24 protein-coding genes are annotated in these 23,057 nt (G+C 43.7%); all 24 read left to right on the top strand.

The genetic code is table 11. From position 1 onward, the window contains the following. Positions 1-118 precede the first annotated feature (118 nt). The gene (locus tag H8S37_RS06595; protein WP_186875204.1) at positions 119-880 is read left to right on the top strand and encodes a TraX family protein; all 762 of its coding nucleotides are present in this window, start codon (positions 119-121) and stop codon (positions 878-880) included. 71 nt (positions 881-951) lie between these two features. After that, positions 952-1,281, top strand: coding sequence for a DUF1648 domain-containing protein (locus H8S37_RS06590; protein WP_186875203.1), 330 nt, complete (start codon positions 952-954; stop codon positions 1,279-1,281). A gap of 259 nt (positions 1,282-1,540) precedes the next feature. After that, positions 1,541-1,663, top strand: a complete 123-nt coding sequence (locus tag H8S37_RS17410) for a hypothetical protein (RefSeq protein ID WP_279287355.1) — start codon at positions 1,541-1,543, stop codon at positions 1,661-1,663. Further along, entirely contained in the window at positions 1,660-1,737 is a 78-nt protein-coding gene (gene kdpF / locus H8S37_RS17720) for a K(+)-transporting ATPase subunit F (RefSeq protein ID WP_117975237.1), read from the top strand. The genes H8S37_RS17410 and kdpF overlap by 4 nt, the downstream gene beginning before the upstream one ends. A gap of 30 nt (positions 1,738-1,767) precedes the next feature. Further along, positions 1,768-3,537, top strand: coding sequence for a potassium-transporting ATPase subunit KdpA (locus H8S37_RS06580; RefSeq protein ID WP_186875202.1), 1,770 nt, complete (start codon positions 1,768-1,770; stop codon positions 3,535-3,537). Between the two features lie 46 nt (positions 3,538-3,583). Beyond that, positions 3,584-5,641 (top strand): potassium-transporting ATPase subunit KdpB, encoded by a 2,058-nt coding sequence (gene kdpB / locus H8S37_RS06575; protein ID WP_186875201.1) that lies wholly within the window; start codon positions 3,584-3,586, stop codon positions 5,639-5,641. Positions 5,642-5,659: 18 nt separating this feature from the next. After that, a complete protein-coding gene (kdpC, locus tag H8S37_RS06570) occupies positions 5,660-6,307 on the top strand; it encodes a potassium-transporting ATPase subunit KdpC (RefSeq protein ID WP_186875200.1) in 648 nt (215 codons plus the stop codon). Between the two features lie 64 nt (positions 6,308-6,371). Continuing rightward, the gene (locus tag H8S37_RS06565) at positions 6,372-8,405 is read left to right on the top strand and encodes a DUF4118 domain-containing protein (RefSeq protein ID WP_186875199.1); all 2,034 of its coding nucleotides are present in this window, start codon (positions 6,372-6,374) and stop codon (positions 8,403-8,405) included. Between the two features lie 117 nt (positions 8,406-8,522). Further along, the gene (locus H8S37_RS06560) at positions 8,523-8,894 is read left to right on the top strand and encodes a hypothetical protein (RefSeq protein ID WP_186875198.1); all 372 of its coding nucleotides are present in this window, start codon (positions 8,523-8,525) and stop codon (positions 8,892-8,894) included. 11 nt (positions 8,895-8,905) lie between these two features. After that, on the top strand, positions 8,906-10,648 hold the full coding sequence (kdpA, locus tag H8S37_RS06555; RefSeq protein ID WP_186875197.1) for a potassium-transporting ATPase subunit KdpA: 1,743 nt from the start codon (positions 8,906-8,908) through the stop codon (positions 10,646-10,648). 16 nt (positions 10,649-10,664) lie between these two features. Beyond that, complete coding sequence (gene kdpB / locus H8S37_RS06550) at positions 10,665-12,734, top strand: potassium-transporting ATPase subunit KdpB (RefSeq protein ID WP_186875196.1); 2,070 nt, start codon at positions 10,665-10,667, stop codon at positions 12,732-12,734. 17 nt (positions 12,735-12,751) lie between these two features. Beyond that, the gene (kdpC, locus tag H8S37_RS06545) at positions 12,752-13,357 is read left to right on the top strand and encodes a potassium-transporting ATPase subunit KdpC (protein ID WP_186875195.1); all 606 of its coding nucleotides are present in this window, start codon (positions 12,752-12,754) and stop codon (positions 13,355-13,357) included. 26 nt (positions 13,358-13,383) lie between these two features. Then, positions 13,384-15,342 (top strand): DUF4118 domain-containing protein, encoded by a 1,959-nt coding sequence (locus H8S37_RS06540; protein WP_186875194.1) that lies wholly within the window; start codon positions 13,384-13,386, stop codon positions 15,340-15,342. After that, entirely contained in the window at positions 15,339-16,073 is a 735-nt protein-coding gene (locus tag H8S37_RS06535) for a response regulator (RefSeq protein WP_186875193.1), read from the top strand. The genes H8S37_RS06540 and H8S37_RS06535 overlap by 4 nt, the downstream gene beginning before the upstream one ends. 57 nt (positions 16,074-16,130) lie before the next feature. Continuing rightward, the gene (locus H8S37_RS06530) at positions 16,131-17,048 is read left to right on the top strand and encodes a S8 family peptidase (protein ID WP_186875192.1); all 918 of its coding nucleotides are present in this window, start codon (positions 16,131-16,133) and stop codon (positions 17,046-17,048) included. Positions 17,049-17,123: 75 nt separating this feature from the next. Continuing rightward, entirely contained in the window at positions 17,124-17,474 is a 351-nt protein-coding gene (ylxM, locus tag H8S37_RS06525) for a YlxM family DNA-binding protein (protein ID WP_186875191.1), read from the top strand. 1 nt (position 17,475) lies between these two features. Next, positions 17,476-18,843: a signal recognition particle protein gene (gene ffh, locus H8S37_RS06520; RefSeq protein ID WP_186875190.1), complete on the top strand. Its 1,368-nt coding sequence runs from the start codon at positions 17,476-17,478 to the stop codon at positions 18,841-18,843. A 78-nt stretch (positions 18,844-18,921) separates the two neighbouring features. Then, entirely contained in the window at positions 18,922-19,167 is a 246-nt protein-coding gene (gene rpsP, locus H8S37_RS06515) for a 30S ribosomal protein S16 (protein ID WP_186875189.1), read from the top strand. Between the two features lie 25 nt (positions 19,168-19,192). Then, complete coding sequence (locus H8S37_RS06510; RefSeq protein ID WP_186875188.1) at positions 19,193-19,420, top strand: KH domain-containing protein; 228 nt, start codon at positions 19,193-19,195, stop codon at positions 19,418-19,420. Positions 19,421-19,714: 294 nt separating this feature from the next. Then, positions 19,715-20,218, top strand: coding sequence for a ribosome maturation factor RimM (gene rimM / locus H8S37_RS06505; RefSeq protein WP_186875187.1), 504 nt, complete (start codon positions 19,715-19,717; stop codon positions 20,216-20,218). Between the two features lie 22 nt (positions 20,219-20,240). Beyond that, a complete protein-coding gene (trmD, locus tag H8S37_RS06500; protein ID WP_186875186.1) occupies positions 20,241-20,975 on the top strand; it encodes a tRNA (guanosine(37)-N1)-methyltransferase TrmD in 735 nt (244 codons plus the stop codon). 108 nt (positions 20,976-21,083) lie between these two features. Then, the gene (gene rplS / locus H8S37_RS06495; RefSeq protein ID WP_186875185.1) at positions 21,084-21,431 is read left to right on the top strand and encodes a 50S ribosomal protein L19; all 348 of its coding nucleotides are present in this window, start codon (positions 21,084-21,086) and stop codon (positions 21,429-21,431) included. Between the two features lie 95 nt (positions 21,432-21,526). Then, positions 21,527-22,192, top strand: a complete 666-nt coding sequence (lepB, locus tag H8S37_RS06490; protein ID WP_186875184.1) for a signal peptidase I — start codon at positions 21,527-21,529, stop codon at positions 22,190-22,192. 13 nt (positions 22,193-22,205) lie between these two features. After that, on the top strand, positions 22,206-23,057 hold the full coding sequence (gene ylqF / locus H8S37_RS06485; RefSeq protein ID WP_186875183.1) for a ribosome biogenesis GTPase YlqF: 852 nt from the start codon (positions 22,206-22,208) through the stop codon (positions 23,055-23,057).

Below are 23,057 nucleotides of genomic sequence, written 5' to 3'. Positions count from 1 at the left end.
AAGTTTTGAAAGTATGGATGACAAGACCTGTGATTTTCAAAATAGAACGAATAGGCATACCAGAAACAAAGGATGAGAAAAGCGGCAGACTGAAATTTTGAGGCAGGAGGAAAACAACTTGAAAAAATATTTTACAGGCAGTACATTAAAAATTATAGCAGTTATATCCATGATACTTGATCATTTTAGTCAAATTATTTTGAAACAGGGGATTATACTGAATGCACCGTATGCAATTTTTACAGATACGCAATTTTCTGTACTTTTAACAGTTTCTGACATCTTTCACATTTTAGGCAGGATTGCGTTTCCCATTTTTTGTTTTTTACTAGTAGAAGGTTTTTTACATACACAGAACTTGAAAAAATATTTTTTGAATTTAGGAGTTTTCGCTGTTCTTTCAGAGCCTGTTTATGACTGGGCGGCGTCGGGGACAATGTTCAGCCTGGAGCAGCAAAATGTTTTATTTACATTATTATTAGGTTTGTGTGTTCTTACACTGATAAAGCGGTTTGAAGGAAATAGTATAGCTTTTATTATCATTACGCTGATAGGAGCCGGTGTATCATATATATGCCAATTAGATGGCTGGTATTACGGCATATTCCTGATTGCCGTATTTTATCTTTTCCATAATAAACCAATGTTGAAAAGTATATCAGCAATTTTGGTTATGTATATATGCGGGCTGGACTTTTCGTTATCAGGACTTGCTGAACCTAATTTTTTGCTGGCAGTGAGCTCTTTGATATTTATAAATTTATATAATGGAAAACGGGGAATAAAATTGAAGTATTTCTTTTACTGGTTTTATCCGGCACATTTACTGCTTTTTACCCTTGTAAGTACATACATTGTTCTGCCATTGGTCAGCGGATAAGCACCCTGCAGATGTAGAGAAATTCAGTTGTTTGAATGAAAAATATAGATTTGACAGAAAGAAGGATTGTTATGAGGTTTATAAGTACTAGAAAATTTACTTGGATGATTTGTGGTATAGGCTGCTTTATAGCCCTTATCAGTATATTTTTCCTGCCAGGCAATATTCCAATACATTTCACAAATGGTATTGCAGATAATTACGTAGGAAAGATACAGATTTTCTTATTTCCTATCATACAAATACTGATTGTATTTTTGACAGGACGAGAAAAAATAAAGTACTGTTTGACACATTCCAAAACACCCCTGACGGATACGCAGTATAACTGGATAGTAGACGGTGTTCTTTTACTTGTGATAGTTGCAGAAGTTCAGATTATCTATGCTTCATTTGCATAAAATTTGGCAGCTTTCCTTTTTCTCTTGCATTATGCGTAGAGTTAAATTATTGGATAGTTTTACTGTAGTTGCTTTACGTATTAAAGAAAAACGCATGGACGTTATAGTCTATGCGTTTTTTTAGCGTCACATTGCCTTTAATACGATTTTAATATCCAGCCCCTTTGTTATAATCCAGATTTTATTTCCGCTATGCTATATTTTTTAACGTGCTAAATTTATATATTCAACAAGAATAAAAGAAAGGAATGAAAAAGCTATGATGGATGTTCTTATGGTTTTAACGTTGCTTGTCTGCTTCGGACTGATGAAGCTTCTGGCGGACTGGTGTGAAAAACAGGTAAGAGTACCTAAGGTGGAAGGACAGGAGGAAGAAAAATGATCGCACTTGGAATTATTATCATCTTACTGGCAGGATATCTGCTCTATGCATTAGTATATCCAGAAAAATTATAGTTAGGATATCATAAAGTGGAGGACAAATAAATGTTACAGATAATTTTAACGCTTGCAATATATATGGTACTGGTTATCCCGATGGGAGCCTATATGTACCACATTGCTACAAACAAAAAGACGTTTGCAGATCCGGTGTTTGACCGTGTAGACGGAGCGATTTATAAAGTATGCAGAATAAAAAGAGAAGGGATGACCTGGAAACAGTACGCGCTGCACCTTGTTATGACGAACGCAGTGATGGTGCTGGTAGGATATGCGATTTTGAGATTCCAGGGATTCTTAATGGCAAACCCGAACGGGATTGAAGGCATGGAACCGACCTTGTCGTTCAACACAATCATCAGTTTCATGACGAACACAAACTTACAGCACTATTCCGGTGAATCCGGACTTTCTTATTTAAGCCAGATGCTGGTCATCATTTTTATGATGTTCACATCAGCAACTTCTGGTTATGCGGCATGTATGGCATTCTGCCGCGGGCTTGCAGGAAAGAGAAAAGACGTCGGTAACTTCTACGAGGATATGGTAAGAATCACAACAAGAATTATGGTTCCGGTATCCATCATCGGCGGACTTCTTCTGATTTGGCAGGGGGCACCGGAGACATTCCAGGCAAACTTCACTGTACATACCATTGAAGGAAAATTACAGGATATTCAGACAGGTCCCGTTGCGGCACTGGAGATTATCAAACACCTTGGAACAAACGGCGGTGGTTTCTTTGGAGCAAACTCAACGACACCATTTGAAAACCCGACCATTATTTCTGACTTGATTGAATTGTGGTCTATGATGATTCTTCCGGGCGCATGTGTCATTACATTTGGTAAAATGACGATGGCAAGAAGAAAAGAAGAAAAGGCCGCACGTGCAGCACAGGCAGCACAGAATACACCAGCAGTTGCTCAGAAGGCTCCGGCAAAAAGAGTATTCTTTGGAAAACAGGGAAGAACTGTTTTCGCAGCAATGGCTGTTATCTTCCTGATTGGCGTTACAGTGTGCTTCGTATCAGAGAGCAACGGGAACCCAATTCTGGAACAGGCAGGACTGAATCAGGATATGGGAAGCATGGAAGGAAAAGAAGTCAGATTTGGAATTGCACAGTCTTCCTTGTTTACGACAGTAACTACATCCTTTACGACTGGTACAGTCAACAACATGCATGATACACTGACACCACTTGGCGGTATGGTTCCGCTGCTTCACATGATGTTAAACTGTGTATTTGGCGGAAAAGGTGTAGGTCTGATGAACATGATTATGTATGTCATCCTCGCAGTATTCCTCTGCGGACTGATGATAGGGCGTACGCCGGAATATTTAGGAAAGAAGATCGAAGGGCGTGAGATGAAACTGGTTGCGATTGTGCTAATCGTACATCCGCTTTTGATTCTTGGTTTCTCTGCTCTGGCAGTCATGACCTCCGCAGGTTTGGAAGGAATTACGAATCCGGGATTCCACGGATTGTCACAGGTATTGTATGAATATTCTTCATCAGCGGCAAACAATGGTTCTGGTTTCGAAGGACTTGCTGATAATACCTATTTCTGGAATATCACAGCAGGACTTGCGATGTTCTTTGGAAGATATATCGCAATCATTGCACAGCTGGCAATTGCAGGAAGTCTGCTTGCTAAGAAACGTGTCAATGAGACGATTGGTACATTGAGAACAGACAATGCGATTTTCGTAATCATTCTGGTAGCAGTTGTATATATTTTCGCGGCATTGACATTCTTCCCTGCACTGGCGCTTGGACCAATTGCAGAGCATCTTGTTCTGTGGATGTCATAATCCGGCGGGAGCAGAGAATTGAGGTTGAGAAAGGATATCGATTGAGATGGCTAAACAAGAAAAAAGAACGAAATTTATTACACGGGATATACTGAAAAGCTCTATTATCGGCGCTTTCCAGAAACTGGACCCTAGATATATGATTAAAAATCCTGTTATGTTCGTTGTTGAAGTCGGATTTGTACTTGCGCTCGTAATGACAATCGTACCGACTGTTTTTGGAGATGACAGTACATTAAGGCTGTATAACGGGATTGTAACAGTAATATTGTTTATTACAGTTTTGTTTGCGAATTTTGCAGAGTCTGTTGCAGAAGGACGCGGAAAAGCGCAGGCAGAGTCTTTGAAAAAGACAAAAAGAGACACAATGGCAAACCTGCTTCTTCCGGACGGCACAGAGAAGGTAGTCAATGCATCCGAACTGAAAAAGGGCGATGTAGTCATTGTAAGAACAAATGAGATGATTCCAAACGACGGTGAAGTAATCGAAGGAATCGCGTCTGTTGACGAATCTGCAATCACAGGTGAGTCTGCTCCGGTTACAAGAGAGGCAGGCGGGGATTTCTCCTCTGTAACAGGAGGAACAACGGTAGTCAGCGACTGGCTGAAGGTACGTATCACTTCCGAACCAGGACAGTCCTTCCTTGACAAGATGATTTCACTGGTTGAGGGTGCTTCCAGACAGAAGACGCCGAACGAGATTGCACTGAACACACTGCTTGTTGGATTGACAATTATTTTCTTGATTGTCGTAGTAACGTTGTATTGCTTTGCAGATTATTCAGAGGTACAGATTCCAATTGCAACGGTGATTGCACTTCTTGTGTGTCTGATTCCGACAACAATCGGCGCATTGCTTTCTGCGATTGGTATCGCAGGTATGGACAGAGTAACAAGATTCAATGTCATTGCAATGTCCGGTAAAGCAGTTGAGGCGTGCGGAGACGTTGACACAATGATTCTGGATAAGACAGGAACGATTACATATGGTAACCGTCTTGCGGCAGATTTCAGACCTGTAAAGGGCATTAAGAAGGAAGACCTGATTGATTATGCGGTTATGACATCCCTGTGTGATGCGACACCGGAAGGAAAATCAGTTGTAGAACTGGGAAAGACACTGGGAACAAAGATTACAGAAGATTTATCTTCACAGATGGAATTTATAGAGTTTACAGCACAGACAAAGATGAGTGGTGTAAACTTAAAGGACGGCACTCCTGTAAGAAAAGGAGCTTATGACGCAATCAAGACATATGTAACAGAAAACGGCGGCACAGTACCGGCAGACTTAGAGGGAATTGTGACAGAAATTTCAGGACTTGGCGGAACTCCGTTGGTTGTATGTGTAGGAAATGTGGTTTACGGTGTGATTTATCTTAAAGATACTGTAAAACCAGGACTGGTAGAAAGATTTGACAGATTAAGACAAATCGGAATCAAGACAATCATGTGTACAGGAGATAACCCGCTGACTGCTGCTACAATTGCAAAGGAAGCAGGTGTAGACGGATTTATCGCAGAGTGTAAACCAGAAGACAAGATTGTAGAAATTAAAAAGGAACAGGCAGAAGGAAAGATTGTTGCCATGACCGGAGACGGTACAAATGATGCTCCGGCGCTTGCACAGGCGGACGTAGGTCTTGCTATGAACAGCGGTACTTCCGCAGCAAAAGAAGCGGCAAATATGGTAGACCTGGATTCCGATCCGACAAAGATTCTGGAAGTTGTAGAAATTGGAAAACAGCTCCTGATTACACGCGGTTCCCTGACAACATTCAGTATCGCGAACGACGTGGCAAAATATTTTGCTATCATTCCTGCGATGTTTACATTGGTGATTCCACAGATGGAAATACTGAATATCATGCATCTGTCCACTCCTTACAGTGCGATACTTTCTGCATTGATATTCAACGCCATCATCATTCCTTGTCTGATACCGATCGCTATGCGCGGTGTTAAGTATAAACCAATGAGCTCAGAAAAGATGCTTCTGAAAAACATGGGAATTTACGGTGTAGGTGGTCTGATTCTTCCATTTATTGGAATCAAGATTATTGATATAATTGTAACACCATTGCTTGCACTGATTGGATTATAAAGGTAGGAGAAGATAAAAATGAAAAGTTTTGGATCTTATTTTAAGAGAGCATTGATTCTCACATTAGCGTTATTAGTTATCTGCGGAATCTTGTATCCGCTGGTACTGACCGGACTTGGACAGTTGTTTTTCAACAAGCAGGCAAACGGTAATATGATTGAAGTAAACGGTGAGGCTGTTGGTTCCGAGCTGGTTGGCCAGGCATTTGAGGGAGATGAGTACTTCCATGGAAGAGTTTCCTCAGTGAATTACAATACATACACAGAAGAAGAAAAAGAAAGCGGCGACTATGCAGGAGTATCTTCAGGAACATTTAACTACGGCGCTACAAACGAAGATTTGGAAGCACGTGTGAAGGAAGATGTTGCGGCATTCAAGGAACGCTATAAAGCTGTGGTTGGAGAGGAATTTACAGGAGAAATTCCGGCAGATATGCTGACAGCTTCCGGTTCCGGACTTGACCCGCATATCAGCCCGGCGAATGCAGAGGTACAGACCCCGATCGTAGCGGCAGCTTCCGGACTTTCAGAGGAGGAAGTGGCGCAGATTGTTGAAAACAATACCGAGCACAAGGTATTGGGTATTTTCGGAGAAGAAAAGGTCAACGTTTTAAAATGCAATATTGAGATTGCTGAAAAAATTGGGGCTATCACAACAGAGGAATAATAGTGTATAATAAAAAGGGAGACTGCGATACGGTCTCCCTGAAATTTTTTAGGAGGTCCCCCGGATGAGTGAAATAGGAAGGGCAAAGCCCGAAGAACTGTTAAAGAGAATCGCGGAGGAAGAAAAGAGAAAAAAGGAAGAGACAAGAGGAAAACTGTATATCTTTCTCGGATATGCGGCGGGCGTCGGAAAAACCTATACGATGCTTGAAACTGCCCATGCGATGAAAAAGGACGGCGTAGACATTGTGGCAGGGTACATAGAGCCGCATGACAGGCCGGAGACAAGAGAAAAGGAAGACGGGTTGGAAAAGATCCCTCCGCTTATGGTGGAATATAAAGGGATTCAGTTAAGAGAACTGAATCTGGATGAGGTTTTAAAACGAAAACCTAAAGTGGTGCTGGTAGATGAGCTGGCGCATACAAATGCGCCGGGAATGCGGCATCAGAAGAGGTATGAGGATATTGAAGAAATCTTAGATGCAGGAATCCATGTATATACAACAGTCAATATACAGCATTTAGAGAGTCTGAATGATATTGTAGAAAAAATTACCGGAATCCATGTAAAAGAGAGAATTCCGGATTCTGTATTTGATTCTGCAACGCAGGTAAAGCTTGTTGATATTGAACCAGATATTTTAATAGAACGACTTAAGGAAGGAAAAATTTATAAATCAGTACAGGCAGAACGTGCGCTCAATAACTTTTTTGCAAAAGAAAAGCTGATTGCATTAAGAGAGATCGCGCTAAGAAGGATGGCGGACAAGGTTAACCGCGTGGCGATTCAGGAGCATCTGATGCGGCAGAACAAAGAAGGACGGGAGTATTATCAGGGAGAGCATATTCTGACCTGTATCTCCCCATCGCCTACCTGTGCGAAGGTCATAAGGAGTGCATCCAGACTCGCATATGCCTTTCATGCACAGTTTACTGCCTTGTACGTGGAGACTCCGTTTTTGCAGAATGCAGATGAGTCTGTGAAGAAGATGCGGGACGATAATGTACACCTTGCCGAGGCATTGGGAGCCAAAATTGTTTCTGTGTTCGGGGAGGATGTAGCATTTCAGATTGCAGAGTACTCCCGCGTCAGCAGTGTGACAAAGATTGTGCTTGGAAGAACGAATCACAGAATTTTGTTTGGACAAAAGAAGGGAACCTTGACGGATCAAATCAGTGAATATATTCCGGATATTGATATTTATGTTATTCCAGATACCGGAGAGAGGCAGAGAAAGCTTCTTCTTAGAAAGCCTAAAAAACGATATGTCAATGCCAAGAGAACGGAAAGCCTTGGGATGGACATTCTAAAAGAGGCGGCCGTATTGTCAAGTGTTACGGCGATTGGATTTGGAATGAAACAATTCGGTTTCTTAGAAGCGGACATTATTATTATGTATCTTCTGGGTATACTGATATTATCCGTATTTACAACGCGCAGGTTTATCTCTGTATCAGCGGCGCTTATCAGTGTTCTTCTGTTTGACTGGCTTTTTGTAGAGCCGCTGTACAGCTTTGCAATTTATCTGAAAGGATATAGTGCAACCTTTGCCTTTATGCTGGCATTTGCCTTAATTATTTCTACGATTGTATCGAATGAAAGAAGGCAGGCAAGAGAGAGCGCGAAGCTGGTGTACCGGACAGAGCTTCTGCTGGACAACAGCCGGAGGATGCGGCGTGTGGATTCTGTAAAGGATCTACTGATAGAACTAAGCGGGCAGGTTTTGAAATTGATGAATCTTTCAGTGGTATTTTTTATCCGGAAGAATGGGAAGACAACTGGCCCCTGGCTGTTTCCGAAAAAAGGAGTGTCTAAGGAGCAGCTGAGAAATATGGTGGACAGCCAGGAAAGAGCAGTGGTGGACTGGGTAATGGTAAATCAGAAGCGGGCGGGATGTTGTACCCATACGTTACCTGGAGCAAAGGCAATGTATCTGCCGATCAAATCCAGTGATGAGATATATGGAGTGATGGGGATTGTGCTGGAGGAAAAAAGAGAGATTCCGCCGTTTGAATATGGGCTTCTTACGGCAATGCTAAATGAAGCGGCACTCGTATTTGCAAGGATTTATCTGGTAAACCGCAGGAGGGATTCATAAGAAGATATAAAAATGATTTTTATACCATTTTAATATAATTTTAATATGAGGTGGGTGTTCTTTAACACCCATTTTGTATTATGCGTGCTACTTTATAACCGGAAGGAGGCAGAAGAAATGAGAGAAAATGAGGCAAAAGAAAAGCAAATGGAAGATTTTGCAAAGCTTTGCAGAGTGATCCGCAATTATGTAAAGGATAAGAGATGGGATGAATGTGAAGTTTTGATACCGAAATATATGGAATTATATCCACACAGTGCTGTTCCGCACAATTTGATGGGAATCATGCTTGAAAAGCAGGGAAAGCATCCGCAGGCAATGTGCCATTTCAGAGCTGCGGCAGCCCTGGACGCGTCGTATCTGCCGGCGGGATATAATATGAAATTATATTCTGCTTTTGAAAAAACCAGAGATAATAAAGAGCCGGCATATGATGAGGCGGACTGTGAGGATTTCAACGAGAAGAGTCAGAATGAGAACCAGTTTTAGAGGGTGAGAGAATGGAAAATACAATCGTACAGTACGGGTTGTGTATTGCCATATTAGTTGCATTGGCAGTTCCGCTTGGCGGATATATCGGAAAAGTGATGAATGGAGAAAAGGTCTTTTTGACAAGACTGCTTTCTCCTGTTGAAAGACTGATATACCGGACGCTTAAAATCAATAAAGAAGAACAGATGGGCTGGAAGAAGTATGCTGTCAGCATAGGAGCATTCAGTCTGTTTAGCTTTGTGTTTTTGTTTTTGATTTTACTGCTGCAGGGTGTACTGCCCTTGAATCCCCAGGGAGTAAAAGGGATGAGTCCGGATCTCGCCTTTAATACGGCGGTAAGCTATGTGACAAATACAAACTGGCAGGCGTATAAAGGCGAGGTTTCCATGTCTTATTTTTCACAGATGGCAGGACTGACCGTACAGAATTTTGTATCGGCGGCAGTTGGAATTTCTGTCCTATTTGCACTGATACGGGGATTTGTAAAGGTGAAATCAGAGGGGCTTGGAAATTTCTGGGCAGATTTGACAAGAATTCTTCTTTATATACTGATTCCACTTTCTATCCTTGTTTCTGTCCTCCTGGTATCGCAGGGAGTTGTGCAAAACTTAAACAGAAATGAGACAGTAGAGCTTATAGAACCAGTGGTGACGGAGGACGGCGATGAGATTACGGAAGCGACAGTACCTATGGGCCCTGCCGCAAGCCAGATAGCAATCAAGCAGTTGGGAACAAACGGTGGAGGCGTGTTTGGCACAAATTCGGCTTTTCCGCTTGAGAATCCGACGGCTCTGTCCAATCTGATTGAACTGATTTCTATTTTGCTGATCCCTGTATCTCTGTGTTTCACTTTCGGAAGAAATATCCGGGACAAACGGCAGGGAGTCGCTTTATTTTCTGCCATGCTGATCCTTTTGCTGCTTGCACTGTCGGCTACCTTTGCTGCAGAGCAATCTGGTACTCCGCAGCTAAAAGCGCAGGAATCCGTTAATATAGAACAGACGGACGGTCAGGCGGGCGGCAATATGGAAGGAAAAGAAGCGAGATTTGGAATTGCAGATTCTGCTATGTGGGCGACATTTACGACGGCGGCTGCAAATGGCTCTGTCAATTCTATGCATGATTCCTATACCCCGCTTGGAGGCGCGGTTCCGCTTCTGCTCATGCAGATTGGAGAGGTGGTATTTGGCGGAGCAGGAAGCGGACTGTACGGAATGATTGGATTTGCCATTATGACGGTGTTTATTGCAGGTCTTATGGTAGGCAGGACGCCGGAATATTTGGGGAAGAAGATTGAAGCACACGAGATGAAAATGGCGTGCATTATCTGTCTTATGACATCCGTAGCAATCCTGGCAGGAAGCGGAATCGCCGCACTTGTTCCGGCCGTAGAAAAGAGTGTGAATAATACAGGAGCACATGCACTGACAGAGATTCTGTATGCGTTTTCTTCGGCGGGAGGAAACAACGGATCTTCCTTTGCAGGGCTGGCAGCGAATACGGTGTTTTTAAATCTTTCACTTGGAATTGTGATGGCACTGGTAAGATTTATTCCAATGATGGCGATTCTTTCAGTAGCGGGAAATATGGCAAAGAAGAAAAAAACAGCGGTGACGACAGGAACATTGTCTACATGCGGGCCATTGTTTGTAGGATTGTTGATTTTTGTAATATTGCTTATAGGAGCGCTTAGCTTTTTGCCGGCGCTTTCCCTTGGGCCGATTGCAGAGTATTTTCAGATGATAGGCTAGGAGGCAGTGTAAGAAGATGAGAAGGAGAGGGAAAGACAGACTGATAACAAAGAAGCTGGTTATCAGGGCAGTAAAGGATTCATTTATCAAATTGGCTCCAAAGACGGAGATAAAAAATCCAGTCATGTTTCTGGTATATTTGTGTGCGTGCATTACTACACTACTGTTTATAGCAGGACTGTTTGGTTTTCAGGATACTTCTACAGGATTTGTATTCGCAGTAGCAGTCATCCTGTGGTTTACGGTGTTGTTTGCGAATTTTGCTGAGGCAATTGCGGAGGGACATGGAAAAGCACAGGCAGATTCACTGCGTGCATCGAGACGGGATGTGACGGCATACCGAATTCCATCTGCGGATGAAAAAGACAAGAAAGAAAAAGTTCTGTCATCTATGTTAAAAACAGGGGATCTGGTATTCGTGGAGGCCGGACAGCATATTCCGGCGGACGGCATAGTGGTAGAAGGGGCGGCGTCTGTAGATGAGAGCACCATCACAGGAGAGTCTGCTCCTGTAATCCGGGAAGCACAAGGGGAACGCAATTCTGTGACAGGCGGAACGACGGTGATTTCAGATTACTTGGTTATCCAGGTGACGAAGGAGGCAGGGGAACGGTTTCTGGACAAAATGATTGCAATGGTCGAGGGGGCAGCGAGAAAGAAGACGCCCAATGAGATCGCGCTGGAGATTTTTCTTGTAGCTCTTACGATTATTTTTATTTTTGTTACGCTGTCACTCTATGCATTTTCTTCTTTTTCTGCCAGACAGGCGGATATAGTGAACCCGACGACAATCACCTCCTTGATTGCACTTTTGGTATGTCTTGCGCCGACGACGATCGGAGCGCTGCTCTCGGCGATTGGGATTGCTGGAATGAGTCGGCTGAATCGGGCGAATGTACTTGCTATGAGTGGGCGTGCAATCGAGGCGGCGGGAGATGTGGATGTACTGCTTTTAGATAAAACCGGAACAATTACACTGGGAAACCGTCAAGCGAGCAGGTTTATTCCAGTGGACGGACACACAGAACAGGAGCTGGCAGATGCGGCGCAGCTATCTTCTCTTGCGGATGAGACGCCGGAAGGGAGAAGCATTGTAATTCTGGCAAAAGAAACCTTCGGAATTCGGGAGAGGAACCTGCAGGATATGCAGATAGAATTTATTCCATTTACAGCTAAGACGCGGATGAGTGGGGTAGATTTAAGAGGAAGTGAAATAAGGAAAGGCTCTGTTGATGCGATCAAAGAATATGTAGAAGCGGCAGGAGGAAGGGTTTCTTCTCAATGTGAAGCGGTAGCCTCCCAGGTGTCACAAAAAGGCGGAACCCCTCTGATCGTCGCGAAGAACCATGAAGTCCTGGGGGTAATTTATCTGAAAGACATTATCAAGGCAGGAGTCAGAGAGAAGTTTTCAGATTTAAGAAAAATGGGAATTAAGACGATTATGATTACCGGTGATAACCCTGTGACGGCTGCGGCGATCGCGGCGGAGGCGGGAGTGGATGACTTTTTGGCGGAGGCGGCGCCGGAACAGAAGCTGGAGAAGATCCGTATGCTACAGGAGGCAGGACATCTTGTGGCGATGACTGGTGATGGAACAAATGATGCGCCGGCACTTGCACAGGCAGATGTGGCGGTGGCAATGAACTCTGGGACACAGGCAGCAAAAGAAGCGGGGAATATGGTAGATTTAGATTCCTCACCGACCAAACTGATCGAAGTTGTGCACATTGGAAAACAGCTTTTAATGACGAGGGGGAGCCTGACTACCTTCAGTATCGCAAATGATGTGGCAAAATATTTCGCGATTGTACCAGCAATGTTTGCAGGACTTTATCCCGGGTTGTCCGCGCTTAATATCATGGGACTTAGCAGTGCTACAAGCGCGATACTTTCAGCAGTTATATATAATGCACTGATTATTATCGCCCTGATTCCTCTTGCATTAAAAGGGGTAAAATATAGGGAGGTATCGGCAGGGAGGCTCTTATTCCGCAATCTTTTATTCTACGGGGTTGGAGGAATTGTAACACCGTTTGTATGTATTAAACTGATCGATATGCTGCTTACGAGCATAGGACTTAGTTGATAAGAAGGGAAATGTATATGAAACTATGGAAATCAGCACTGCCGAAAGCATTTGTGGCTGTTCTTATATTTACTCTGCTCTGTGGAGTGATGTATCCGCTTCTGATTACCGGGATATCCCAGCTGTTTTTTAAGGAGAAGGCGGACGGCAGTATTATTGAGATAGAAGGGGTAAAATACGGCAGTGAGTTATTAGGGCAGCAGTTTTCAGGGGAAGAATACCTCTGGGGAAGAATTATGAATGTGAATACAGAAATGCTGAAAAACGAAGACGGAGATCCAACTGCTTACGGAGTGCCCTCTAATTTGAGTCCGGCAGGAGAAACATATGCTAAGCTTGTAAAAGAGAGGGTACGGAAAATAAAAGAGGCGAATCCACAGATGGAAGAGGAAAAGATTCCAGTGGATCTGGTGACGGTATCCGGCAGCGGACAGGATCCGCATATCAGTGTGGAAGCTGCTTATTATCAGATTCCGCGGCTAGCAGAAAAAAGGAACAGGACAGAGGAAGAGATACAAGGTGTGATAGATAAGTATACAACAGGAAGGTTTCTGGGGATTTTTGGAGAAAAGACGGTTAATGTACTGGAGGTCAACCTTGCATTGGATGGGATTTTAAAGTAAGATGAAACAAAAAAGAGGAGCAGAACATGGGAGAAAAGAAGGAAACAGAAGAGCATCTGCTGATTTGTCTATCTTCATCGGAATCCAATGAAAAGGTTATCCGCCAGGGAGCAAAGCTTGCGCGTGCCTTTCATGGAAAATTTACGGCGCTGTATGTAGAGACCCAGAAAAATGCAGGTATTACAGAGGAAAACAGAAAAAAACTCAATAAAAATATTCGACTTGCCCAGCAGCTGGGCGCGCGGGTTGTAACCTCTTATGGAAGCGACATTGCAGAGGAAATTGCTGCTTATGCCAGAGTTTCAGGGGTGTCGAAAATTGTTCTGGGAAGAACCTATACAAAACGCCATCCACTTTTTATTCGGGACAGTTTATCTGAAAAGCTCTCCAGACTGGCACCTGGGCTGGAGATATTTCTGGTTCCAGATGCCTACGGAAAAACCTACCGTTATAAGTACCAGAAGACAAAAGCAATCGAATATAAAGAGCTCTGGAAGGACATGGTGATCTGTATACTGGGACTCGGGTTGTCAACCGCAGTGGCTTCTTTGTTTGTGGGACTTGGCTTAAGTGATACGAACATTATCATGGTCTATATACTGGGGGTTCTTTTGGTGGCGATTTTGACGAGCAGGCAGATATGGGGAATCCTCACCAGTATTTTAAGCGTGCTGATATTTAACTTCTTTTTTACTATGCCAGTCTATACGTTTAATGTCAGTGATCCTGCCTATATCGTTACATTCTTTGTTATGTTTGTGACGGCATTTACTTGTTCAGCTCTGACAAAAAAAGTGAAAAACTATGCAAGACAGAGTGCGCGGAAATCTTACCGGACAGAGCTTTTACTGGAAACGAGCCGGAAACTGCAGGAGGCGACAGACTTAAGGGAGATTGCCATGCAAACTGTACAGCAGCTCGGAAGGCTTCTGGAGAAAAATATTTACTTCTATTTTGGCAAGCCAGAGATCAATCATATTCCAGAGGTATATAAGAAGAATGATAACGCCCCCTCTATGCTGGAGGAGTCGGAGATTGGCGTGGCACAGTGGACATACCGCAATAACCGGCGTGCGGGCTTTTCCACAGAGACGCTTCCAGGTTCCCGCTGCATGTTCCTCGCCGTTAGAAGCGCAGAGAGTGTGTTCGCAGTGGTGGGAATTGATATGGAGGGAGAGGAGATTCCTTCCTTTGAGGCAGGGATTATGGAGGCAATTCTCAATGAGTGTGCGTTTGCACTGGAGAAAGAAAATCTTCTGGCACAGCAAAAGGAAACAGACCTGCGCCTTCAGAAGGAACAACTGCGCGCAAATCTGCTGCGATCAATTTCCCATGACTTAAGGACGCCGCTTACAAGTATTTCGGGTAATGCAGAAAACCTCCTTATGAACGAGGAGACGATGTCAGAGGAACAGCGGAAGAAGGTATACAGGGATGTCTATGATGATTCTATGTGGCTGATTAATCTGGTGGAAAACCTTCTGTTTGTAACAAGGATAGAAAATGGGACAATGGAATTGAATATCCAGGGTGAAATTGTAGAAGATGTAATCGAAGAGGCAGTCAGACATGTGAACCGCAGAGGAAAGAACCAGGAGATCTGTGTGGAATGTGACGGGCTTTTGATGGCAAAGATGGATGTAAAACTGATGATGCAGGTAATTATCAATCTGGTAGACAATGCAGTGAAGTATACGCCGGCAGATTCCAAAATAACAGTGAAGGCAAAGCAGTACCAGAATAAAGCGGTTATTTCTGTTGCAGATAATGGCCCGGGGATTCCGCCAGATCAGAAAGAAAAGCTTTTTCAGATGTTCTATACTCTGGGAAACACAGTGGCGGACGGGCGGCGCGGAATGGGACTTGGGCTGTCGCTTTGCCGTTCGATTGTCAACGCTCACGGCAGTGAGATAAAGATATATGATAATGTGCCTTGCGGTGCGGTTTTCAGATTTGAGTTAGAAGTGGAGGATGTAAGACTATGACAAATAATGGAAAGCCCTTTGTTTTGGTGGTAGAAGACGATATGCCTGTGCGGAACCTGATTACAACAACCTTGGAATCACAAAAATACAAATACGAGACGGCGGTAAATGGAAATCAGGCTGTTATGGCAGCGGCGTCCGGAAATCCTGATATTATTTTGATGGATTTGGGACTGCCGGATATGGACGGTATTGACGTAATACAAAAGATCCGTACATGGTCGGTGGCGCCGATTATTGTCATCAGTGCGCGCAGCGATGATCAGGATAAAGTAGATGCTTTGGACGCAGGGGCGGACGATTACCTGACAAAACCCTTCAGTGTGGAAGAACTGCTGGCAAGAGTGCGCTCTACATTGAGAAGGCTGCAGTATTTAATGAAAACGGAAACCTCCAATGTAAGTGTATTTCATAATGGGGAGCTTACCATTGATTATGGAGCAGGGACGGTAGCGGTTGACGGGCATGAGATCCATTTGATGCCGTTAGAATATAGCTTATTATGCCTCCTAGCGCAGAATGTAGGAAAGGTTCTGACCTATCAGTTTATACTGGACAAGGTATGGGTCAATGCTCTGGAGAGCGATATGTCCTCTCTTAGGGTATATATGGCGTCTCTTAGAAAAAAAATTGAGAAGGATACGGCACACCCTAAATATATACAGACGCATATCGGGGTGGGATACCGTATGATTAAAGTAGAAGACAGCACTCCTTCCGGACAGGAGTAAAAAAGAAAAATAACAAAAATCCATTTTTCGAATATTCTGGTAAAAAAGGGTGTTTGTATGAGATGGGTAAAAGAATCGATCGGATACTGGTGTGAGGATACTGTGTCCGGTAAATTTACAGGACAGGGTGTATGCGCGGCGGTACTGGATACCGGAATCGCGCTGCACCCTGATTTTGACAGCAGAATTTTGGAATTTAAAAATTTTACGGGAAATAAACAAGAGATCCATGACGACAGCGGACATGGCACACATGTATCCGGAATTCTGGCGGGAAGCGGAAAGCAGTCCGGAGGAAATTATGCAGGGATGGCTCCGCATACAGGGCTTTTAATTGGAAAAGTGCTGGACAAGGAAGGGAATGGAGCTGTTCATACAGTGCTTGATGGAATTGAATGGATTTTTCAGATGAAAGAGAAGTACCCGATACGGATTGTCAACATTTCAGTAGGGACGCAGCCGGATTTGGAAGAACGCCAGAAAACCCTGCTTTTAGAGGCAGTAGAGGATCTGTGGAATGAGGGAATGGTCGTAGTTGTGTCGGCGGGAAATTATGGGCCGGGCGCCGGGACAGTTGCGGTTCCCGGTAACAGCCCAAAAGTAATTACAGTAGGAGTTCCGGACAATGTAGAAGCTTTTGCGAAAGCTTTGCCTGTACAAAGTAAAGGGAAGCTGAAAAACTATTCAGGAAGAGGGCCTACAGATACCTGTGTGGTAAAACCAGACGTATTGGCGCCCGGGACGGGGATTATAAGCTGCAACAGCCGGTTTAAAAATAGGCGGGAGGGATTTTACACAATGAAAAGCGGGACTTCTATGGCAACGCCGGTCGTATCTGGTGCGATAGCCTGTCTTTTGTCAAAGGAACCGGATATGACGAATGTAGAAGTGAAATTAAAACTGCGTGCCTCCTGTACGGAACAGGACCAGAAGCTCGGGTGGGGAATGCTTCATGTAGGAAAATTGTTATCTTAGGGAATTTTAAGAGGTGTCAAGAGAAAATACTTGACAACACTTTCCTTTTCGTGTAATATAGCAGAGGTGATAAAAATGGATGAGATTTTTAAACAGGCTCTGCTGTATGATTTTTATGGAGAGCTTTTGACGGAACATCAAAAGGAAATCTATGAGCAGTTTGTCCTGGAAGATTTATCCTTAAGCGAGATTGCGTTGAGTGCCGGTATAAGCAGGCAGGGAGTCCATGATATGGTGAGACGCTGTCAGCGGATTTTAGAAGGATATGAGGAGAAGCTGCAGCTTGTTGAAAAATTCGTCTCTATCAAGGAAAAGGTGCATGAGATTGATCGGATTTTGGAGACATATGGAAATAAAAAAACCGACACAAAGAAAATGATAGCGGATATCCGCAGGATAGCGGATAAGATTATAGAGGAGTTGTAGAATGGCATTTGACAGCTTAACAGAGAAACTTCAAAATGTATTTAAAAGCTTGAGAAGTAAAGGCCGCCTGACCGAAGAAGATGTCAAGGCTGCCTTAAAAGAAGTCAGAATGGCTCTTTTAGAGGCGGATGTTAATTTTAAGGTTGTAAAGAATTTTGTAAAAGAGGTACAGGAGCGTGCCGTCGGGCAGGATGTTATGAACGGACTGAATCCCGGACAGATGGTTATTAAGATTGTAAATGAAGAGCTTGTTAAATTGATGGGTTCTGAGACAACGGAGATTCGCCTTCAACCGGGAAGTGCAATCACTGTCCTTATGATGGCAGGGCTTCAGGGAGCTGGTAAGACTACCACAACGGCAAAGCTTGCCGGAAAATATAAATTAAAAGGAAAAAATCCGCTGTTGGTTGCGTGTGACGTATACCGTCCCGCGGCAATCAAACAATTACAGATAAACGGAGAGAAGCAGGGGGTCGAAGTCTTTTCGATGGGCGAGAAAAACCGTCCTGCGGATATTGCGAAGGCAGCTTTAGAGCATGCAAAGAAGAACCATAATAATCTGGTTATTCTAGATACGGCAGGTCGCCTTCATATAGATGAGGAGATGATGTCGGAGCTTCAGGAAATCAAAGAGGCAGTGGAAGTGCATCAGACAATTTTGGTAGTGGACGCTATGACCGGACAGGACGCAGTGAATGTGGCTGGAAGCTTTAACGAGAAAATCGGAATCGACGGTGTCATTGTAACGAAATTAGACGGTGATACAAGAGGAGGTGCGGCGCTTTCCATCAAAGCAGTAACCGGATGCCCGATTCTCTATGTCGGTATGGGGGAGAAGCTTTCAGATTTGGAGCAGTTTTACCCTGACCGGATGGCTTCACGTATACTGGGAATGGGAGATGTCCTGACCTTGATCGAAAAAGCTGGAGCCGAGTTAGACGAAGACAAAGCGAGGCAGATGGCCGAAAAGATGAAAAAGGCCCAGTTTGATTTTGAGGACTATCTGGAAAGTATGAACCAGATGAAAAAGATGGGAGGGCTTTCTAGTATACTGGGAATGATGCCGGGGCTGGGCGGGTTGGGCGGTTTAGGAAAAGGCAAGCTGCCAGAGCTTGACACGCAGGAGAATGAAAAGAAGATGGCGAGAATGGAAGCGATCATCTATTCCATGACTGTGGAAGAAAGAAGAAACCCGGATATTTTAAATCCCTCCAGAAAGCACCGGATTGCAAAAGGGGCTGGGGTGGATATTGCAGAAGTAAACCGTATGGTAAAGCAATTTAACGAGACCAGAAAGATGATGAAAAAGCTTCCTGGTATGATGGGTGGCAGAGGTGGTAAAAAAGGCAGGTTTAAACTTCCTTTTTAACACATAAATCCCTTTTCTGATTGTCAGGAGGGGAAAAGAAAAATGAAAATAAAGAAAGAAAAACAGAGGTGAAAGAAAATGGCAGTAAAAATCAGATTAAGAAGAATGGGACAGAAGAAGGCTCCTTTTTATAGAATCGTAGTTGCTGATTCAAGGTCCCCGAGAGATGGAAGATTTATCGAGGAAATCGGTATCTATGATCCGAACCAGGATCCGAGCTTATTCAAAGTAGATGAAGAAGCAGCAAAAAGATGGCTGAATAATGGAGCACAGCCAACAGAAGTTGTAGGCAAGATTTTCAAAGCAGCAGGAATTGAAAAATAGGCTGTTTTCGCGGAGGTGCGCGTAAATGAAGGAATTAGTAGAAGTGATTGCAAAGGCATTGGTAGATAATCCGGAGGGTGTTTCCGTAACAGAGAGACAGGACGGGAGAACTACTGTGCTGGAACTGCGTGTATCGGATGGCGATATGGGTAAAGTCATCGGAAAGCAGGGACGTATTGCAAAGGCAATCCGTTCTGTGGTAAAAGCAGCGGCGGCAAAGGAAGACAAAAGAGTTGTCGTTGACATTATGTAGACAGGATGCAGGCATTTTCAGCCTGTGGGAAAAGGGCAGCCTTCATAGGTAAGATATGGAAGCTGCTCCTTTTTCATATAATAGGAAATTTCGATAAATTTCCTATTATATGAAAAGCCCTCCGGGCGGGATGTGCACGCCGCAATAAGGAAATTTTACCGCTTTGCGGTATTGCGGCGGCGCGCAAAGTGGACAAGCCCCTCAAGAGTGAGGGGCAGGGGAGTTGAAGTGGGCTTGCCCACTTTGTTCTTGGTAGGAAAAAGCCGGTTTTCCGGCATAAAGGAGAGCGTGATAATGGAACAGTTGCTGCAAGTCGGCGTAATTACATCGACACATGGAATCCGAGGAGAGGTCAAGGTGTACCCTACGACGGATGATCCGGAACGTTTTAAAGCATTAAAAAAGGTCATACTAGAAAGCGGAAAAGAACAAATACCTTTAAAAATACAAGGTGTCAGATTTTTTAAAAAGTTTGTGATTGTAAAATTTGAAGGTATTGACGATATAAATGATATAGAAAAATATAAAGGGAAAGCGCTTTTGATAACGCGGGAAGATGCAGTGGAGCTTGACGAGGACGAATACTACATTGCAGATTTGATTGGAATGGAAGTATTTACAGAGGAAGAAAGGTTCGGTGTCTTAAAGGATGTGATAGAGACAGGGGCCAATGAGGTATATGTTATAGACTCTCCAAAACATGGCGAAGTGCTTATTCCTGCGATACGGCAGTGTATTTTGGACGTGGACATAGAGGCAGGAAGAATGAAAATCCATCTTTTGAAGGGATTGATCTAGGAGAGGAGTGAAAGGAAGGTATATGCATTTTCATATATTGACGCTGTTTCCGGACATGGTGCTGGGCGGGCTGCATACGAGCATTATCGGCAGGGCGGTGAAAAACCAATTGCTCAGTATTGAGGCAGTGAATATTCGGGACTTTGCGTTCAACAAACACCAGAGTGTGGATGACTATCCCTACGGCGGAGGGGCGGGAATGCTTATGCAGGCGGAGCCGGTATATTTGGCCTTCCAGTCTGTGGCAGAGAAATTAAAGAAAAAGCCCAGAGTTGTCTATCTTTCACCGCAGGGACAGACATTTTCTCAAAAGATGGCGGAAGAATTTGCCAGGGAAGAGGATCTGGTTCTTCTGTGCGGACATTATGAAGGAATTGATGAACGTGTGCTCGAAGAGATTGTGACAGACTATGTATCTATCGGGGATTATGTGCTTACCGGAGGCGAGCTTCCGGCAATGGTGATGGTGGATGCGATTTCTCGTATGGTGCCGGGAGTTTTGCACAATGACGTTTCAACAGAGTTTGAATCCTTTCAAGACAATCTGCTGGAATATCCGCAGTATTCCAGGCCGGAAGAATGGCATGGAAAAAAAGTCCCCCCTGTGCTTCTGTCTGGTCATCATGCGAACATAGAAAAATGGAGAAGGGAACAATCCATTTTAAGGACATGGAAGAATCGTCCGGATTTATTGGAAAAAAGTATCCTTACAGAGGCAGAAAAGGAGTTTATCAAGAAAAATCAAAACAGTACTTGAAACTTGGACGAAAATGTGGTAAACTACGATAGTTGTGAAAAGAAACCGATGGTCCTCTGACACGCATACATGTGTTAAGAACGTCTAATATGAAGGAGGTCACACAAAATGAATGAAATTATCAGAAAAATTGAAGCAGAGCAGATGAAAGAGAATGCTCCTGTATTTAATGTAGGCGATACTGTAAAGGTATATGCTAAGATTAAAGAAGGAAATCGTGAAAGAATCCAGGTATTTGAAGGAACTGTCCTGAAAAAGCAGGGCGGTGGAGTGAGAGCTACTTTCACAGTAAGAAAGAACTCCAATGGAATCGGTGTTGAGAAAACATGGCCAATTCACTCCCCACACGTGGAAAAAGTAGAAGTTGTCCGCAGAGGTAAAGTAAGAAGAGCAAAACTGAACTACTTAAGAAAACGTGTCGGAAAAGCTGCGAAAGTAAAAGAATTAGTAAGATAAGATTCAAAATAAGTAACTATGAGAGGGACAATTACAAATGTGTAGATTGTCCCTTTTGTTATATCAGATAGAGTCATTCCACAAGAGGGAGAACAATGCAGGATTTAAAGTTTCGCAAAAAAAGGAAAAGAAGGCGCAGAACATTAAATTCTGAAAAGAAGAAAGGTCTGCGTTTTGAGAACAGCATAAAGTCTGCACGGCCGTCAGCAAGGCGTAAGATGTCCGGTCAATATGAGCGTGGGCATATACTTGCCTGGGGATTAGAAATTCTGCTGGTATGTGTACTTGCCGCAGCGCTCGTCTGGTTTTTTGGACAGAGGGTCAGCAATGCAGGGGATTCCATGAAGCCTTCTTTAAATAACGGGGATGTAGTTCTTGTAAACCGGCTTGTGTATGATGCGGTAAAGCCAGGAAGAGGAGATGTGATTGCATTTCGGCCCGGCGGGAACGAAAATGTACATTACTCGATTAAGCGGATTGTGGGGCTTCCGGGAGAGAGTGTCCAGATTAAAGACGGGGCTGTCTATATCAATGACGAGAAGCTGAAAGGGGAGCTGTATGCTGCAGATATAGAGTATGCCGGTGTGGCCGAAGAGCCGGTACAGCTTGAAAAAGGAGAGTATTTTGTGATGGGAGACAACCAGGCGGGAAGTGATGACAGCCGTATGGCGGATATCGGGAATGTAAAAAGAGAAGAGATATATGGAAAAGTCTGGTTTGTAGCAAGTTTTGGCTCGAACTTTGGATTTGTAAAGGATTAGAGGAGGAAATAACATGCATTTTCAATGGTACCCTGGACATATGACCAAGGCAAAAAGGATGATGCAGGAAAATATAAAACTAATCGACCTTGTAATTGAGCTGGTGGATGCCAGGATTCCGGTAAGCAGCAGGAACCCTGATATCGACGAGCTGGGAAGGAATAAAGCGCGCCTGATTGTATTAAATAAAGCAGATTTGGCACAGGAAAAGTACAATGAGGCGTGGACAGAATATTTCAAAGATAAGGGATATGTAGTTGTAAAGGTCAACTCGAAAAAGGGGACGGGGATAAAGTCTATTCAAGGTGTTATTCAAAAGGCATGTAAAGAAAAGATAGAAAGAGACAGAAAGAGGGGGATCCTGAACCGTCCGGTGCGGGCGATGGTCGTGGGGATTCCAAATGTCGGAAAATCTACTTTTATTAATTCTTTGGCAGGAAAGGCATGTGCGAAGACAGGAAATAAGCCGGGAGTTACGAAAGGAAAGCAGTGGATACGTTTAAATAAAAATGTAGAGCTGCTGGACACGCCGGGGATTCTCTGGCCGAAATTTGAAGACCAGAACGTGGGGCTCAACCTTGCCTTTATCGGTTCTATGAAGGATGAGATTTTGCAGATAGAAGAGCTGGCATGTAAGCTTCTTACATTTTTGAAGCAATATTATGCGGGGATACTTGCAGAGAAATATGAGATATTGGAGACAGAAGATGCGTACACATGTCTCAAGGCAGTGGCGAAGCAAAGACATTGTCTCCTGCAGGGGAACGAATTAGACACAGAAAAGGCGGCAGGGCTGATATTGGATGATTTCCGAAACGGGCGTCTCGGAAAAATAACACTTGAATTCCCTTCCAATAATCACTAA

It is taken from the genome of Mediterraneibacter hominis (genome assembly GCF_014287475.1).
Classification (GTDB): domain Bacteria; phylum Bacillota; class Clostridia; order Lachnospirales; family Lachnospiraceae; genus Mediterraneibacter; species Mediterraneibacter hominis.
The sequence above is the reverse complement of the archived record's forward strand: the minus strand, read 5'-3'. Positions and strand labels throughout refer to the sequence as shown.